We start from the raw sequence: 16,869 nt of genomic DNA on the forward strand, positions 1-16,869 counted from the left end.
CACTCCACCTTATTCGAAGTCTAAGAGATCGCCCGATCCGGGGACACACATGACGCAAGCACAAACCGGCGCCAGCCTGCGCCTGATTAAAAAGTACCCCAACCGTCGCCTATACGACACCCGGACCAGCACCTACATCACTCTGGCAGATGTCAAGCAACTGGTTCTGGCCAACGAAGAATTCCAAGTCGTCGACGCCAAGAGCGGCGAAGACCTGACCCGCAGCATTCTCTTGCAGATCATTCTGGAAGAGGAAAGCGGCGGCATGCCCATGTTCTCGTCGAACATGCTGTCGCAGATCATCCGTTTCTACGGCCATGCCATGCAGGGCATCATGGGTTCTTATCTTGAGAAGAACATCCAGGCCTTCATGGAAATCCAGACGCGCATGGCCGAGCAGTCCAAGGGCCTGTACGGCAGCCAATTCGGGCCCGAGGCCTGGACGCAGTTCATGAATGTGCAGACGCCCATGCTGCAGAACATGATGAACAACTACATCGATCAGAGCAAAAACCTGTTCGTGCAGATGCAGGATCAAATGCAGGACCAAACGCGCGCGATGTTCTCGACGTTCCCGTTCACGCCCGGCAGCACGCCGGGCACGGGTACGGGTACGGGCCGCAAGTAAAGCCCGGCGTCCGTTCGTTCAACAGCCGGTGCGGCGCCAGCCCTGCCGGCTTTTTTGTGGCCCGCCGGCACTTGAGTAAACGCAAAAAACAGCCCCTTTTGGGAGCCCCTGGTTCAGGGATATGTCAGTTTTTTTCGTTACATTAATGAAAACGGTTCTTGTTTAGCTTCTTAGAACCGCCATTCATTTGTGTCTCAAGGATTATGCACATGATCAAGAAAGCCTTGGCGCTGGCCATCGTCGCTCTGAGCGTGTCTGCCGCCAACGCGGCCGAATACCCCATCGGCAAGCCGGTAGAAAAGGGCGGTATGGAAATTGGCGCGGTGTATCTGCAGCCGATCGAAATGGACCCGCCCGGCATGATGCGCGCCGCCAAGGATTCCGATGTGCACCTTGAGGCCGACATCCACGCCACCGCCGGCAACAAAACGGGCTTTCCGGAAGGCGAATGGGTGCCGTACCTGGTGGTGAACTTCGAGATTCAGAAAGTCGGCAGCCAGAACGTGCAGAAGGGCACCTTCATGCCCATGGTCGCGAACGACGGCCCGCACTACGGCGACAACATCAAGCTGGAAGGCCCGGGCAAGTACAAGCTGAAGTACACGATTCTGCCGCCGTCCGAAAACAAGATGGCCCACTTCGGCCGCCACATCGACAAGGAAACCGGTGTGGGTCCGTGGTTCGAGCCGTTCGAACTGGAATATGAATTCGTCTACGCCGGCACTGGCAAGAAGGGCGGTTACTGATCGTGCGCCGCCTGCTTAACGGAGTTGCCGCGCTGCTGATCGGCCTGGCCGGTGTTGCCGGCATGGCGCCTGCGCAGGCGGATGAATTGCCCACGTTCACACTCAGGTTCAAGCCGGACGGCACGTTCGAGCCGGCCACGCTCGAAGTGCCCGCCGGCCGTTTCAAGATTGAACTCATCAACGAAAGCAACGAGCCGGTGGAATTCGAAAGCATTCCGCTGCGCAAGGAAAAAGTTTTGGGACCAGGGGTGAAATCCTTCGTGGTGATCACCATCTCGCGTCCCGGCGAGTATCCCTTCTTTGATGACTTTCACCAAAGCGTGAAAGGCACCCTGGTCGTCAAGCCCAAGGAATAAGCGGTAGCTATACATGGAACAGGTCCTCTTTATCGTCTGGCGTGAAAGCGTCGAAGCCTTGCTCGTGGTGGGTATTTTGTACACCTGGCTGCGTTCTACGCCCGAAGGCAAGCGGGGGCTGAACTATCTGTGGGGCGGCGTTGCGGCGGGTCTGGCGCTGGCCGTGGCCTTGGCGCTGGTGCTGCTGGGCGTGTCGTCCTGGCTCAGCGACGAAGGGCAGGAATGGTTCCAGGCCATCATGTCGCTGGCCGCATGCGCCTTGGTCGTGCAGATGGTTGTATGGATGAAGAAGCACGGACGCACGCTGAAAGGCGAGCTTGAAAGCGGGGCGCGCACGTCGGTTGCCAATGACAACTGGTGGGGCCTGTTTGTGCTGGTCGCCATTGCGGTTGCCCGTGAAGGCAGCGAAACCGTGGTGTTCCTGTATGGCACCGTGTCGGCGGGTGAAGGCGGCGGCGACATGCTGAAGCTGGCGCTGGCCGGCGTGGCGGGCTTTGCCGCGGCGCTGTTGACGTTCTGGCTGCTGCAACTGGGCGGCAAGCTGATCACGTGGCGCCGGTTTTTCCGCGTGACCGAAATTCTGCTGTTGCTGCTGGCCGGCTCGCTGCTCGTGGGCGGCCTTGACCATCTGATTTCACTGGATGTCCTGCCCACCATCATCGACCCCGTCTGGGACAGCTCGTGGCTCTTGAGCGACAGCACCGGCGTGGGCAAGGTCCTGGCTGACTTCGCCGGCTACCGCGCATTGCCCGCCCTGATCTCGGTGTTGTTGTGGGTGGCTTACTGGATTGTGGTCTGGGCGCTGTTGCGCTGGGTGGGCAACAAGCCCGCCCGCGCGCCGGCCGCTGCGCGGAGCGCATCCTGATTCCGGTGTAATGCCGGACTGAACAATGAAGGTTTGACCATGGCTGCTGTACTCGGGAGGGTGACCTCCCGGATCGCCGACTTTCTTCGTGACCATGCCCCGCTGTTGCGCAAGCTTCAGTGGGGCATTGTTGCGATATACGCGTTCCTGTTGATCGTGCCTGTGCTCCTGCCGTTGCCGGACAACACGGCGTCGGTGTTCAACAATCTGACGATCGTTGCGCAGTTCGCATTTTGGGGCGTGTGGTGGCCATTCGTGCTGATCTCCATGCCCATTCTTGGCCGCGCCTGGTGTGGCTGGCTGTGTCCCGAAGGCATGCTGACCGAATGGGCCAGCGAGCGCGGGCAGGGCCACGCCATTCCCAAATGGATGCGGTGGGGCGGCTGGCCGTTCGTGGCCTTTGCGCTGACCACGGTCTATGGCCAGCTGGTCAGCGTCTACCAATATCCGCTGGCGGTGCTGGCCGTGCTGGGCGGCTCGACCGTCGCCGCCATGATCGTCGGCTGGCGCTATGGCCGCAGCAAGCGCGTGTGGTGCAAGTACCTGTGCCCGGTCAATGGCGTGTTCAATCTGCTGGCCAAGCTGGCGCCCTGGCATTTCAAGGTTGACGAAGAAAAGTGGCGTCACCCGGTCATCCGCATCGAGCCCATCAACTGTGCGCCGCTGGTGCCCCTTCGTCACATGAAGGGCGCCGGCGACTGCCACATGTGCGGGCGTTGCAGCGGCTATCGCGGCGCCATCGAGCTGACCGCGCGTTCGCCCGAAGAAGAAATCGTGAACGTGGCCGACGGCGATGGCTGGCAGACCGCCTTGCTGTGCTTCGGCCTGATGGGCATTGCCATCGGCGCCTTCCTCTGGAGCGCCAGCCCCTGGTTCGTGACGGCCAAGCAATGGGCCGCAACGTGGCTGGTCGAGCACGACATCATGTGGCCGTTGATGGACAACGCGCCCTGGTTCATCCTGACCCACTACCCGGATGTCAACGACAGCTTCTCGTGGCTGGACGGCGCGGGCATTCTGATGTTCGTCGTCGGCGCAACCATCGTCGTGGGCGGCTCAAGCTTCCTGTCGCTGTGGATTGCCGACCGCCTGGCGCCCGCCGCCATTCAAGCCGACGCGCGGGCTACCGGCTGGATTCGTCCCGGCGTGCACAAGCTTGCGCAGGCGCTGATTCCGTCGGCTGGCATCGGCGTGTTCCTGGGCTTGTCGGCCACCACCGTCAACCTGCTCAAGCACGAAGGGGTGCAAGCTGCGTGGGCCGGTCCCGTGCGTTTCACCTTGCTGACGCTTGCCGTGTTGTGGACCTTGCGTCTCTTCGCACGCCTGCTGAATCAGCGCCAGACCCGTGGCTGGCGCAAGGCTGCGGCCTGGCTGGTGCTGGTGGCGGGCCTGGCGCCGTTCTGCATGGCCTGGGTGTTTTTCTTTGCAATCTGGTAAGAACCGCTTGATAGCCTGAGGCCGGGCGCTGCGATACAGTGCAAGGCTGCGCCGGGCTGGCCGGCGGCCTTTTCCTACACGCATCTTCATGACTTCTTACGCGTTTCGCCTGCTCAACGTTTTTGCATCTACCCCCTTCAGCGGCAACCAGCTGTGCGTGTTTGAAGACGCGCGCGGCATGGACGACGCCACCATGCTGAATCTGGCGGCCCAGTTCAATCTTTCCGAAACCACCTTCATCCTGCCGTCTGAACAGGCGGATGCGTACGTGCGCATCTTCACGCCCGGCTACGAAATGAAGTTTGCGGGCCACCCCACCATCGGCACCGCGCAAGTGGTGCGCGATCTGCGCCAAACGGGCGATGCACTGACGCTGGAATTCAAGGCCGGCGTCGTACCCGTGCAAGCCCGTGGCGACACCTGGACCTTCACCGCGCCATGCCCCGGTGGCGTGCGCACCGCACCGCCTGAAATGGACCGTGCCGAGATTGCCGGCCTGATTGGCCTGAACGCCGATGACCTGCTGGGCGATCCGATCTGGGTCGATACCGGCGCTGACCAGTTGCTGGTGCCGCTGGCCAACGTTGACGCCGTGCGCCGCGCCGCGCCTGACTCATCCAAGCTGCACCGCTGGCAAGTCAGCAGCCTGGGCCGCAAGACGCTGTATGTGTTCGCCTTCGACGAAGGCAATGTGCAAGACGAACGCCAGGTCGTCGTGGCGCGCTACTTCTTCGCCAAGGCGGGCGGCGGCGTGGACGAAGATGCCGGCACCGGTTCGGCCTGCGCAAATCTGGGCGGCTGGCTGATTCACCAGAAGCGTGCTTTGCCCGCCAGCATCCTGGTCGAGCAGGGCGATCAAATGGGCCGGCCCTGCCGCTTGCTGCTTGATGTGCTGGCTGATGGCCGCATCCAGGTCGGCGGCCGCGCATTGGAGATCGGGCGGGGCGCCGTCAGCCTGTAGCCTCAGCCAAGCGCAATTTCCGGCGCACCAAAAAAAACGGCGCCCGTGTCAGACACGGGCGCCGTTTGGCTCTCTAGGCCTCAGTATGGAATGCAGCCTTGCTTACTTCTTGTTCTTGGCCGGGTCGACTTTGATGTTGTTCTTCACTTGCTTCACGCCTTCCACGCCACGGGTGACGGTGGCTGCGTGATCGGCTTCGGCCGCGGTGCCGACGGTACCGGTCAGGGTGGCGACGCCGTTATTGGTTTCCACCGCAATGTCCAGCGCGCTCAATTGCTTGTCGGCAACGAAGGCGGCCTTGACCTTGGTCGTGACCGTCGCGTCAGAGGCGTACTCGCCTACGGATTGCTTGGGCTTGCCGTCATCGGCCGCGAATGCCATGGAAGTGAAAACAGCGCCCGTACCCAGTGCGGCGGCGGCGATCAGCTTACGAATTTCCATAGTCGTGCTCCTTATTCATTATTCATGTGGTCTGGCGCGGCGAGGTATCGTGCGCCAGACGTTCAATCTGTTTGGGGGGTATGCGTGCTATCGGCGTGTTCTATTTCTTTCGTAGGGCGCCGCTCAAGATGGACAAGAGCGCCAGCACCAGGAAGACAAAGAACAGGATCTTGGCGATACCCGCGGCCCCGGCGGCAATACCGCCAAAGCCGAGAACCGCCGCGATGATCGCGATGACGAAGAAAACTACGGCGTAATGCAACATGTCAGCTTCTCCAGAAGTTTCGACCGATCAAGGCGGGGCAGGAATCAGGGATTGCGGTCGAAGAAATCCCGGACTTCCTTCTGAGCTTGTTCCTTGGTCTTGCCATAACGCTCCTGGATCAAGCCAGCCAGGCGCTCGGCGTTGCCTTCCGTACGGGTCAACTCGTCGTCGGTGAGCTCACCCCAAGCCGCCTTGGCCTTGCCGGTCAGTTGCTTCCACTTGCCGGCGATGATGTCGTTATTCATGGTGACCTCTCTTTGTCTGCTGCGACACAAGGCTTATGGCCTATAAGTCTTGCAATCGCGGTTGAGTTGGACGCTGATCAGCTAGCCCCTACCGTACGAGTGGGCCAGGGGGGCTGTCAAACCTGGCTGTCGGCAAATGTAACAGCCGAATTGCCCCCTGGCAGCCCGGTTTTTCGACGGAAATCCGCATCCGGAAAATGCCGTTCAAGAGTTACATTCCCGCAATGTTTTGTCCCCTTTTGAGCGGGGCTAGTAACGGGAGATACGAGGTTTTTGGGTGGTTTTCGCCCTGGCCGGCAGGGGGGCGCCCCGGTATAGTCGTGACGGAACACGTCGAGGTTCATCAACAGGAAAGGGAGAAGGCACGCATGACGCAACGACTTTGCAGCGCAATCTTGCTGGCGCTGGCCGCCATGGCGGCAGTAGGGTGCACGCACGTGACGGATCGGTATCAGGCCACGGCGCCCGCCGTGGTGACGCCCAGCACGTAGGATGCAGCCGGGCAGGGGTGCTGCCAGGTAGGGGCTGAAAGATCGGGCCCATCATGCAAACGGGGCGCCAGAGCGCCCCGTTTGCATTGCAGCGATCGCGGCACAGAGCCGCGGCCGCGGGTTCAGGCTTGCGCGATACGCTGCGCAATGTGCTCCAGCGCCTCTTCCACCTGGTCCACCAGGATCAGGCACAGATCGCCCGCGGACAGGCGCGCAAGCGCGGTGTCGATGGCCAGGAACTCGCCATGGATTTCCTCGATGTGCGTCGTGCGCGGCGCACCGACCAGGCCTTCTTGCAGCAACGCCAGCACTTCGCCATCGGCGCGGCCACGTTGGCATTGGTCCTGATACAGCAGCACGTCGTCAAAGGCGGCGCCCAAGATTTCGGTCTGCATGCGGATGTCTTCATCGCGGCGGTCGCCCGCCCCGCTGATGACCACCGACCGGCGCTTGGCCGGCATGGCGTCCACCGCGCGCACCAAAGCCAGGATCGCGTCGGGGTTGTGGCCGTAGTCCGCAATGACCGTGGCCCCGCGATAGTCGAACACGTTGAAGCGGCCAGGGGCCGTCTGCGCGTCGTTGACGAAGGAGGCCAGGCCACGGCGCACGATGTCCCAATCCAGGTTCAACGCCCATGCCGCGGCAATCGAGGCCATGGCGTTTTCGACCTGGAACGTGATTGTGCCGTTGCGCGTCAGCGGAATCTCGGCCAGCGGGAAGCGGGTTTCTTCCGCGCCCTGGGCCGCCACGATGGCGTCGCCATCGCGATACACCGAACGCAGGCCCTGCGCGCGATGCGTCGCCAGCACCGGGTGATTGCGGTCTTCGGCGAAGTAGGTGATCGAGCCGGGGCAGCTGGAAGCCATCTCGGCCACGATCGGGTCGGCGGCATTCAACACCGCCGTGCCTGACGGATGCACATGCTGGACGATGACGCGCTTGACGACCGCCAGGTCTTCCACCGTGCTGATATAGCCCAGGCCCAGGTGGTCGCCCATGCCGATGTTGGTGACGATGGCCACGTTGCAGCGGTCAAACGCCAAGCCTTCGCGCAGGATGCCGCCGCGCGCCGTTTCGAACACGGCGGCGTCGACGTCGGGGTGCATGAGCACGCTGCGGGCGCTGCGCGGGCCGCTGCAATCGCCCGTGTCGATACGCAGGTTGTCTACGTAGACGCCGTCGGAATTCGTCATGCCGACGCGGTTGCCGGCCGTGCCCAGGATGTGGGCGGTCAGGCGCACCGTGGTCGTCTTGCCATTGGTGCCGGCCACGGCCACAACCGGAATGCGGCCGTCGTCGCCGTCGGCGTACATGTTGGCGATGATGGCTTCGCCCACCGCGCGGCCCTTGCCGAACGAGGGGTTCAAGTGCATGCGCAGGCCGGGCGCGGCGTTCACTTCCACCACGCCGCCGTGCTGTTCTTCAAGCGGGTAATGCACGCTTTCCGCCACGACGTCCACGCCGCAGATGTCCAGGCCGATCATGCGGGCGGCCGACACGGCGCGCGCGGCCATCTCGGGGTGCACTTCGTCGGTGACGTCGGTGGCCGAGCCGCCCGTGCTCAGGTTGGCGTTATTGCGCAGGAAGATCAGCGTGCCGGGAGGCGGCACGGAATCGGCGTCGAAGCCCTGCTTTTTCAGCGTGGCCAACGCAATGTCGTCAAAGCGGATCTTGGTCAGCGACGTTGCGTGGCCATCGCCGCGCAAGGGGTCGGCGTTGACCTGGTCCACCAGTTGGCGGATGGTCTGCTGGCCGTCGCCCGTGACTTGCGGCGGGTCGCGGCGCGATGCCGCCACCAGCGCGCCGCCCACCACCAGCAAGCGGAAATCGTGGCCGGGAATGTAGCGTTCAACGATCACTTCCGAGCTGATCTCTTCGGCCACTTCAAAGGCCTGGATCACGCGCTCGCGCGTTTCGATGTTGACCGCCACGCCGCGCCCCTGGCTGCCGTCGCGCGGCTTGACGACCACGGGGCCGTTCAATTCCTGCGCCGCTTCCCAGGCTTCTTCAGCCGTGGTCACCGAACGGCCCATCGGCACCGGCACGCCGGCGGCGTCCAGCAGCATCTTGGTCAGGTCTTTGTCTTGCGCAATCGATTCCGAGATGGCGCTGGTCAGGTCAGTTTCGGCGGCCTGAATGCGGCGCTGCTTGCTGCCCCAGCCGAACTGCACCATGCTGCCTTGCGTCAGGCGGCGGTACGGAATATTGCGCACGACGGCCGCGTTCACGATGGACCCGGTGCTGGGTCCCAGGCGCACATCTTCGTCCAGTTCGCGCAGGCGCTTGAGCGCGTCGGCCAGGTCGAACGGCGTGTCATCCAACGCGGCGCGCACGAGCTGCTGCGCCAGTTCCATCGCCAATAGGCCGACTTCTTCTTCGCTGTATTCGACAACGACCTGGAACACGCCGGGCTCGATGGTCGAGTGCGTGCGGCCAAAGGTGACGGGGCAGCCGGCATGCGCCTGCATCGTCAACGCCACGATCTGCAACACGTGGGCAATCGATACGGCGTCTTGATGGCCTTCCGGGCGCATCAGCCCCATCTGCGGCAGGCGTGCGCGCAGCCGGGCTTCGAACTCAGGCAGGTTATCGATGGAGCACTCGGCGTCGGCGCACGAAACAATGGCCTCGATCGCGGTGTTCTTGCTCCACAGATTGGGGCCGCGCAGGGCCCGGATACGGGAAACTTCCATGGCAGGTATTCCTGTCAGTATTGTTGAATCCAGCGGCGCACCAGATCGATGGTGGGGCCAGAGAAGGCTTCGTCGGATTGCAGCAGCGCGAAGTCGCCCGCCGCGATGCCGTTCAGCACGCTCTCGATGGCTTTGCCATGGTCCGGCTCGTCCTGGATGTCTTTCACACGGCTGCCTTGCGACAAGCCCTGGCGCAGCAGCGCGCGCGCTTCGCCGTCGGGGCGCTTGCTCTTGACCGTCTTGTCGTCATAGAGCACGACGCGGTCAAAGGCGTCGCCCAGCAGGCGGCCCTGTTCGATCAGATCGGCATCGCGGCGGTCGGCGCCGGCGGAGTAAACCGCGGCGCGCGTCGTCGACGGGAACTGGTCGATGGCGGCGATCAGCGGGCGCAACGCGGACGCGTTGTGCACATCGTCCACCACCACGGTGCCGCCGTTGCGTTCAAACAGCGTGAACTGCCACGGCGCGTCGGCCTGGTCGATGTCGAAGGTTTCGATGCCGGCGCGGATCAGTTCCACGGGGATGTCCAGCGCCCAGGCGGAGCCCACGGCGGCCAGCACGTTTTCCACCTGGAAGGCCACGCGTCCGCCATGCGTCAGCGGAATCGCGGCGACGTCAGCCAGCCGCTCTTCGCGGGCGCCTTGCGCCAGGATGATGCTGCCGTCGCGAACAAACACGGCGCGGCCATCTTGTTGCAGATGCGCGGCGATGGCGGGCAGGGCGGGGTCGATGCCGAAGAAGATGACGGCGCCGTCGCACAGCTCGGCCATTTCCACGACACGCGGATCGCGGGCGTTGAGCACGGCGGCGCCGGTCGGCAGCACCACGTCAACCTGCGTGCGGAACACATTGAACATGCGCTCCGTTTCGTTGATGTCGAAGTCGCCCAGATGGTCGGCATCGTCGATGTTGGTAACGACGCCAACCTGGCAGCGGTCGTAAGCCAGGCCTTGGCCCAGGATGACGCCGCTGTCGTTTTCGATGACGGCGGCATCCACGTTGCGGTTCATCAGCAGGCGGGTGCCGGATGCGAAGTCGGCGCGGTCGCCCTTTTGCACCAGGCGGCGGTCCAGGTACAGGCCTTCGCTGCAAGCCAGGCCCGTACGCTTGCCGGACAGATGCAGCAGGCGCGCCACCAGGCGCGCGACGACGGTCTTGCCGTTGGTGCCCGTCACGCCCACGATGGGAATGCGGCCCGCATCGCCTTCGGGGAACAGGTGGTCGACGATGGCGCGGCCCACCGGGCGCGGCGTGCCGTCAGCGGGCTTCAGGTGCATCAGCAAACCGGGGCCGGCGTTGACTTCCACGATGGCGCCGCGCTGCTCAGCCAGCGGCCGGGTGATGTCTTCAGCCACCAGGTCTACGCCTGCGATATCCAGGCCCACCACGCGGGCGGCCAGCGTTACGGTGGCGGCAATGCTCGGGTGGACGCGGTCGGTCACGTCAAAGGCGACGTTGCCGCTGCGCTGCACCAACACGCGCTGGCCGTCGGCCGGCACGCTGTCTTCCGACATGCCCTGGCGCGCGATTTCCAGCCGGGCGGCGGAATCCAGGCGCACAAAGTTCAGCGGATGGTTTTCGGTGCGGCCACGGCGCGGGTCAACGTTGATCTGGCTGTCGATCAGTTCGGTAATGGTGGACTTGCCGTCGCCGGTTACCCAGGCCGGTTCGCCGGCGGCCGCGGCCACCATGCGGTTGCCCACCACCAGCAAACGGTGTTCGTTGCCCAGCACGAAGCGTTCGACGATCACGCCGCTGCCTTCGTCCACCGCCACGCGGTAGGCGGACACCACCTCTTCGCGGGTCGTCAGGTTGGTGAACACGCCACGGCCGTGGTTGCCGTCGTACGGCTTGACTACAACGGGCAGGCCGATGTCTTCGGCCGCTTCCCAGGCGTCGTCTTCGCTGCGCACCAGGCGGCCTTCCGGCACCGGCACGCCGCAGGTCGACAGCAATTCCTTGGTCAGGTCCTTGTCGCGCGAAATGCCTTCGGCGATGGCGCTGGTCCGGTCGGTTTCAGCCGTCCAGATGCGGCGCTGGGCCGATCCGTAGCCGAATTGCACGAGGTTGCCCTCGAACAGGCGGATGTAGGGAATGTCGCGGTCATCGGCCGCGTCCACGATGCAGGCGGTGCTGGGACCCAGGCAGTGCCGGTCCACCAGCGTGCGCAGCTTGGCAATCGTGGCGGGCACGTCGAACGGGCGGTCTTCAATGGCCGCCATGACCAGGTCGCGGGCTTCGTTCAGCGCCGTGCGGGTGACCTGTTCCTGCCAGGCGCGCACCACCACTTTGTAGACGCCGCGGGTCGACGTTTCGCGGGCCTTGCCGAAGCCGCCGCGCAAGCCGGCCAGGTTCTGCAATTCCAGCGTGACATGTTCAAGAATGTGGCCGGGCCACGTGCCTTCTTTCAGGCGGGCCAGGAAGCCGCCGCGCACACCGGGGCTGCAACGGTGCTCAATCAGCGACGGCAACCATTCAGACAGGCGCTCGTAAAACCCGGGAATGGTGTTGGACGGATAGTCCTCCAACTCACCAATATCCACCCACGCTTCAAGGACCGGGCGATACGTCCAAATGTTCGGGCCGCGCAAAGCCACGACATCGAGAAATTCAATGTCTTTCTTTTTCATGTTTTAATTTACTTGAGAAGCAGGTTGGCACGCGCGGACGCCCCTATGTAAGACCGCGAATTTACTGGCAAATTTATGGGGTTGCGCTTTAAGAATAATGCCAACGAGTGGGGGATCCCAGATATTCCTAATTAGAAAAATCGGCTGCTACTATACGACGCCTTCAAGGCGTGAACTCGTTGTGTTGTAAGGAAGGGACACGTTTGCCGCCGTTGGTGGTAAACCGGTTGCCGCCTAGTAGGGCAGAGTCCTGGCCCGGTATGCGTTCCAATGAAAAAACCACACCTGCTTTCTGGCCTTGCCGATGCCTTTCCTGCCGCCTGGCGGGATGAAATCCGCGCTGAATTAGCGGACGGCGAAACCTTGCTGGCCTGGGTTGAAATAGACCTGGACCAGCGGCTGAAGTTCCAGCCGGGGCTGATTGCCGCGACTGACCGTCGCCTATTGGCCCGTAACGCCGCCGATAACGGCTGGGAATCGTGGGTCTACGGCCCCCAATTAACGCTCAACCTTACCGACCACGCCGGCGCCGCCGTGCTGGAATTGCACGACGATACTGCGCGTCTGGCCATCTGGCGTTTCACGCTGGCCCGCAATCCGGCCGCGCTGCGGCTGCTGTCGCACTTCGAATCGCAACAGGCGATCCGCCTGTCGGGCCATCAGGAAGAGGCGCCGCAGGAACGCAACTGCACCATCTGTAATAACGTTATTCCCGCGGGCGAAGAAGAATGCCCCACCTGCAATCAAGAGCAGGCGGCGCCGTCTTCCACCTGGGCGCTGCTGCGCCTGTGGCGTTTTGCCCGGCCGTATCGCGGCGCGTTGCTGGCCGGTTTCGTGCTGACGTTGCTGGGCACGGCCGCGACGCTGGTGCCGCCGTACCTGACGATGCCGCTGATGGACGACGTGCTGATCCCGTTCCAGAACGGCGCGCCCATTGATTACAGCAAGGTGCGCCTCTACCTGAGCGGCCTGTTGGCGTCCGCCATCCTGGCCTGGGGGCTGGGCTGGGCGCGCACCTACATTCTGGCGTGGGTCAGCGAGCGGATCGGCGCCGACTTGCGCACCACCACCTACGAACACTTGCAGCAGCTGTCGCTGGAGTATTTCGGGGGCAAGCGTACGGGCGATCTGATTTCCCGTATCGGTAGCGAGACCGACCGCATTTGCGTGTTCCTGTCTTTGCATCTGCTGGACTTCGCCACCGACATTCTGATGATCGTCATGACGGCGGTGATTCTGGTGTCCATCAACCCCTGGCTGGCGCTGGTTACGCTGGTGCCGCTGCCGTTCATTATCTGGATGATTCACGCGGTGCGCGACCGGCTGCGTCACGGCTTTGAAAAGGTCGACCGCATCTGGTCCGAGATCACCAACGTGCTGGCGGACACCATTCCGGGCATCCGCGTGGTCAAGGCGTTTGCTCAGGAAAAGCGCGAAGTGGCGCGCTTTCGCGAAGCCAATAACCGCAACCTGGAAGTGAACGACCGCGTGAACACGACGTGGTCGCTGTTCTCGCCCACGGTCACGTTGCTGACGGAAGTGGGTCTGCTGGTGGTGTGGATTTTCGGTATCTGGCAGGTGTCGCAAAAGCAGATTACGGTGGGCGTGCTGGCCGCGTTCCTGGCGTATATCGGGCGCTTTTATCTGCGCCTGGATTCGATGAGCCGCATCGTCTCGGTCACGCAGAAAGCGGCCGCTGGCGCCAAGCGCATCTTCGATATTCTTGACCACGTCTCCAGCGTTCCCGAACCGCAGAACCCGGCCAAGCTGCCGCACATCAACGGCCGCATCGAACTGCGCGACGTGGGCTTTCGCTACGGTAATCGCCAAGTCATTCGCGGGCTGGACCTGACCATCGCCCCGGGCGAGATGATCGGCCTGGTGGGCCATAGCGGGTCGGGCAAGAGCACGCTGATCAACCTGATCTGCCGCTTCTACGACGTGTCTGAAGGGGCGGTGCTGGTGGATGGCGCCGATATCCGTTCGGTGCGCGTGGCCGATTACCGCCGCAATATTGGGTTGGTGCTGCAAGAGCCTTTCCTCTTCTTCGGCACCATTGCCGAGAACATCGCCTACGGCAAACCCGACGCCACGCGCGATGAAATCGTGGCCGCCGCCCGCGCGGCGCATGCGCACGAGTTCATTCTGCGCTTGCCGCATGGCTACGATTCCCTGGTGGGCGAGCGCGGCCAGGCTTTGTCCGGCGGCGAACGCCAGCGTATTTCGATTGCGCGTGCGTTGCTGATCGACCCGCGCATCCTGATCCTGGACGAAGCCACGTCGTCGGTGGACACCACCACGGAAAAGGAAATCCAAAAGGCGCTGGACAATCTGGTGCGCGGCCGCACCACCATCGCCATCGCGCACCGCCTGAGTACGCTGCGCAAGGCAGATCGCCTGGTTGTGCTGGATCGCGGCCAGATCGTGGAGCAAGGGCCGCACGAAGAATTGATGGCCCGCGAGGGCGCCTACTATCGTCTCTACCAGGCGCAGGCGCGTCAGGCGGAAGCCGACGCCCAAGCGTCGGACGGCGAAAACATCGCCGCCGTGGCCTGACGCGGACCCAGGATTATCGTCATGACGTTGCCGACCTTTCACTTGCGCCGCAATGCCTTCGGGCGCCTGGAATATCAATCCGCCGACGGCGAAACGCACGAAGGCGTGATTCCCGTGCGCGCCTTTCCGATCAGTGAAGCGGGCCGCGGCCTGTCGCTGGTCACCAGCGACGGCCACGAGCTGGTGTGGATCGAGCACCTGTCCGATGTTCCCGCTGAGCCGCGCGCGCTGATCGAAGAAGAATTGGCGGGCCGGGAATTCATGCCCGAAATCCGCAAGCTGGCCAGCGTGTCCACCTACGCGACGCCCAGCACCTGGAAGGTGGAAACCGATCGCGGCCCGACGTCGTTCACGCTGCGCGGCGAAGAAGACATCCGCCGGCTCAGCCCGCAGACGCTGCTGATCGCCGACAGCCACGGCATCTTCTATCTGGTGCGCGACATCCTGTCGCTGGACAAGCACAGCCGCAAACTGCTGGACCGGTTCCTGTAAGCGTGTCGCTTACGCGCTGCCCTTGAACGGCGTGTGCGCTTCCAGTTCGCCCAAATAGTCCGTCACCGCCGAGGTCTCTTCGTCCAGGAAGTTCTGGATCGCCTCGGCGAAGCCGGGGTGGGCGACCCAATGCGCTGACCAGGTCGGCGTGGGCAAGAGGCCGCGCGCCATCTTGTGTTCGCCCTGCGCGCCGCCTTCAAAACGGGCGATGCCGTGCGCGATGCAATACGCGATGGACTGCATGTAGCACGTCTCGAAATGCAGCCCCGGCACATATTCCGTCGCGCCCCAATAGCGCCCGTAAAGCGCATCGCCGCCCGCCAGATTCAACGCCGCCGCCACCGGCTCGCCATCACGCTCGGCCATGATCAGCACAAAGGCGTCGGGTTGATCGTGGTAGGCGCGCACAAAGAAATCGCGATTCAAATAGGGCGGGTTGCCGTGCTGAAAATACGTGCGGCAATAGCAGTCATAGAAGAAGGCCAGATCGGCCTCTTGGATATCGCTGCCGCGCAGCCATCGGAACGCCAGCCCGGCGGCGGCCACCTTTTTTCTGTCTTGCCGGATTTTCTTGCGCTTGTCGTGGCTCATCCGCGCCAGGAACGCGTCAAAGTCCGCAAAGCCGTCGTTGGTCCAATGAAACTGCACGCTCTCGCGAATCATGAAGCCGGCGTCGCGCAGTACGCGCATGTCGGCGTCAGACGGAAACAGCAGATGCAGCGACGACACCTTGACCTCTTCGGCAAAGGCCACCAACCCGCGCACGAGCGTGGCGCGGTCTTCATCATTCGATGCCAGCAGCCGCGGGCCCGTCACCGGCGTGAAGGGGATGGCCGACAGCAGCTTGGGGTAGTAGCGCATGCCGTGGCGCTGGAAGGCGTCGGCCCAGGCGTAGTCGAACACGTATTCGCCACGAGAGTGGGATTTCAGATAAAGCGGCGTGGCTGCAATCAGCGCGCCGTCGCGCCACAGCGCCAGATAATGCGGCGCCCAACCGGTCTCGGGGGCGGCGCAGCCCGTCTCGTGCAGCGCGCACAAAAACGCGTGCCGCAGAAAGGGCTGGTCCCCGGCCAACGCGTCCCAGGCTTGGGCGTCGATGCGGGACAGGTCGGTTTCAATGGTCAGGCGCAGGGAATCCATTCGTGAATGATAAAGTCTTCGTCAACGCACGGTATTGAAACCGTTGGTTTTTTCAGGTTTTGCAGCGGCTTCGCGCCGCTTGGGATTCGCAAACATCATGGATAGCAACACGACCCCTTCCGTCAAGGAAGGGTCAGGCCAGCACTGCCTGCGCGGCCAGGCCCTCGCAGCGCTTGCCGCGCGTGAGTGGCCCGAGAAAATGGCGGCGGTGCGCGCCATCAGCGACACCGCCGTGATGGACTGCCAGCGCGAATTTTCGGCGCCGCTTGGCTTGCCGGGCCGGCCCGCGCGGCCAGAATTGGTGGCGCCCGGCTTGGTCAAGCACCGGTCCATGGCCACGCTGGAAGGACGCGCGGCGTTGCTGCACGCGCTGGCCCATATTGAATTCAACGCGGTCAATCTGGCGCTGGACATCCTCTGGCGCTTCGCCGGGATGCCCGATGCGTTCTACCGGGATTGGCTGCGCGTCGCCCGCGAAGAGGCCTATCACTTCGATCTGCTGCGCCAGCGGCTGGACACCTTGGGCTATGCCTATGGGGATTTTCCGGCGCACAACGGTTTGTGGGACATGGCCGAACGCACGCGCGGCGATCTGCTGGCCCGGCTGGCGCTGGTGCCGCGCACGCTGGAGGCGCGCGGCCTGGATGCGTCACCGATGATCCGCAACAAGCTGGCTGGGGCGGGGGATGCCGACAGCGCCGCCATTGTGGACATCATCCTGCGCGATGAGATCGGCCACGTCGCCATCGGCAACCACTGGTTCAAACGGCTGTGCGCGCAAGCGGGCCAGGAACCCGTGGCCTGCTATGCCGATCTGGCGCAGCGCTATGATGCGCCGCGCTTACGCGGCCCCTTCAACCTGGAAGCCCGCCGTGCGGCCGGCTTCGACGACGCCGAACTCGCCGCGCTGCAAGCCGGTTGAT

Annotated in this window: 16 protein-coding genes; 10 read left to right on the forward strand and 6 right to left on the reverse strand. The window is 63.4% G+C overall.

Annotated elements, in window-relative coordinates; genetic code table 11:
* Positions 1–49: 49 nt before the first annotated feature.
* From phaR to ACFZAI_RS10540, 6 genes are all read left to right on the forward strand, one after another.
* Positions 50–628 carry a polyhydroxyalkanoate synthesis repressor PhaR gene (gene phaR, locus ACFZAI_RS10515; protein ID WP_054423809.1) on the forward strand — a complete coding sequence of 193 codons (579 nt, stop codon included), beginning with the start codon at positions 50–52 and terminating at the stop codon, positions 626–628.
* A gap of 209 nt (positions 629–837) precedes the next feature.
* Positions 838–1,374, forward strand: a complete 537-nt coding sequence (locus ACFZAI_RS10520; RefSeq protein ID WP_391566836.1) for an iron transporter — start codon at positions 838–840, stop codon at positions 1,372–1,374.
* Between the two features lie 32 nt (positions 1,375–1,406).
* A complete protein-coding gene (locus tag ACFZAI_RS10525) occupies positions 1,407–1,730 on the forward strand; it encodes a cupredoxin domain-containing protein (protein ID WP_056322182.1) in 324 nt (107 codons plus the stop codon).
* A gap of 13 nt (positions 1,731–1,743) precedes the next feature.
* Complete coding sequence (locus ACFZAI_RS10530; protein WP_391566837.1) at positions 1,744–2,595, forward strand: FTR1 family protein; 852 nt, start codon at positions 1,744–1,746, stop codon at positions 2,593–2,595.
* Positions 2,596–2,634: 39 nt separating this feature from the next.
* A complete protein-coding gene (locus ACFZAI_RS10535; protein ID WP_391566839.1) occupies positions 2,635–4,032 on the forward strand; it encodes a 4Fe-4S binding protein in 1,398 nt (465 codons plus the stop codon).
* 88 nt (positions 4,033–4,120) lie between these two features.
* Positions 4,121–4,993, forward strand: a complete 873-nt coding sequence (locus ACFZAI_RS10540) for a PhzF family phenazine biosynthesis protein (RefSeq protein ID WP_391566840.1) — start codon at positions 4,121–4,123, stop codon at positions 4,991–4,993.
* A 102-nt stretch (positions 4,994–5,095) separates the two neighbouring features.
* On the opposite strand, the gene ACFZAI_RS10545 is transcribed toward ACFZAI_RS10540, so the two are convergent.
* The 3 genes from ACFZAI_RS10545 to ACFZAI_RS10555 all read right to left on the reverse strand — a co-directional run bounded on the left by ACFZAI_RS10545 (position 5,096) and on the right by ACFZAI_RS10555 (position 5,944).
* Complete coding sequence (locus ACFZAI_RS10545) at positions 5,096–5,434, reverse strand: BON domain-containing protein (protein WP_391566841.1); 339 nt, start codon at positions 5,432–5,434, stop codon at positions 5,096–5,098.
* Positions 5,435–5,534: 100 nt separating this feature from the next.
* Positions 5,535–5,699, reverse strand: coding sequence for a DUF1328 domain-containing protein (locus tag ACFZAI_RS10550; RefSeq protein WP_006218179.1), 165 nt, complete (start codon positions 5,697–5,699; stop codon positions 5,535–5,537).
* A gap of 44 nt (positions 5,700–5,743) precedes the next feature.
* The gene (locus tag ACFZAI_RS10555; RefSeq protein ID WP_391566842.1) at positions 5,744–5,944 is read right to left on the reverse strand and encodes a CsbD family protein; all 201 of its coding nucleotides are present in this window, start codon (positions 5,942–5,944) and stop codon (positions 5,744–5,746) included.
* Between the two features lie 368 nt (positions 5,945–6,312).
* Here ACFZAI_RS10555 and ACFZAI_RS10560 point away from each other — a divergent pair, with 368 nt between their 5' ends.
* The gene (locus ACFZAI_RS10560) at positions 6,313–6,435 is read left to right on the forward strand and encodes a hypothetical protein (RefSeq protein WP_276325541.1); all 123 of its coding nucleotides are present in this window, start codon (positions 6,313–6,315) and stop codon (positions 6,433–6,435) included.
* Between the two features lie 122 nt (positions 6,436–6,557).
* On the opposite strand, the gene cphA (ACFZAI_RS10565) is transcribed toward ACFZAI_RS10560, so the two are convergent.
* Together cphA (ACFZAI_RS10565) and cphA (ACFZAI_RS10570) are read right to left on the reverse strand one after the other, a co-directional pair.
* Positions 6,558–9,128, reverse strand: a complete 2,571-nt coding sequence (cphA, locus tag ACFZAI_RS10565; RefSeq protein WP_391566843.1) for a cyanophycin synthetase — start codon at positions 9,126–9,128, stop codon at positions 6,558–6,560.
* A 14-nt stretch (positions 9,129–9,142) separates the two neighbouring features.
* Positions 9,143–11,758, reverse strand: coding sequence for a cyanophycin synthetase (gene cphA, locus ACFZAI_RS10570; protein ID WP_391566844.1), 2,616 nt, complete (start codon positions 11,756–11,758; stop codon positions 9,143–9,145).
* A gap of 270 nt (positions 11,759–12,028) precedes the next feature.
* Here cphA (ACFZAI_RS10570) and ACFZAI_RS10575 point away from each other — a divergent pair, with 270 nt between their 5' ends.
* Together ACFZAI_RS10575 and ACFZAI_RS10580 are read left to right on the forward strand one after the other, a co-directional pair.
* The gene (locus ACFZAI_RS10575; RefSeq protein WP_054423783.1) at positions 12,029–14,314 is read left to right on the forward strand and encodes an ABC transporter ATP-binding protein; all 2,286 of its coding nucleotides are present in this window, start codon (positions 12,029–12,031) and stop codon (positions 14,312–14,314) included.
* 21 nt (positions 14,315–14,335) lie between these two features.
* Positions 14,336–14,806, forward strand: coding sequence for a DUF1854 domain-containing protein (locus ACFZAI_RS10580; RefSeq protein WP_391566846.1), 471 nt, complete (start codon positions 14,336–14,338; stop codon positions 14,804–14,806).
* A gap of 9 nt (positions 14,807–14,815) precedes the next feature.
* Here ACFZAI_RS10580 and ACFZAI_RS10585 read toward each other — a convergent pair whose 3' ends face one another.
* Entirely contained in the window at positions 14,816–15,946 is a 1,131-nt protein-coding gene (locus ACFZAI_RS10585; protein ID WP_391566847.1) for a GNAT family N-acetyltransferase, read from the reverse strand.
* Positions 15,947–16,043: 97 nt separating this feature from the next.
* On the opposite strand from ACFZAI_RS10585, the gene ACFZAI_RS10590 reads away from it, so the two are divergent.
* A complete protein-coding gene (locus ACFZAI_RS10590) occupies positions 16,044–16,868 on the forward strand; it encodes a ferritin-like domain-containing protein (RefSeq protein ID WP_391566849.1) in 825 nt (274 codons plus the stop codon).
* The last annotated feature ends 1 nt before the right edge of the window (position 16,869 follow it).

It is taken from the genome of Achromobacter sp. NPDC008082, from assembly GCF_042957345.1.
Classification (GTDB): Bacteria; Pseudomonadota; Gammaproteobacteria; order Burkholderiales; family Burkholderiaceae_B; genus Achromobacter; species Achromobacter kerstersii_A.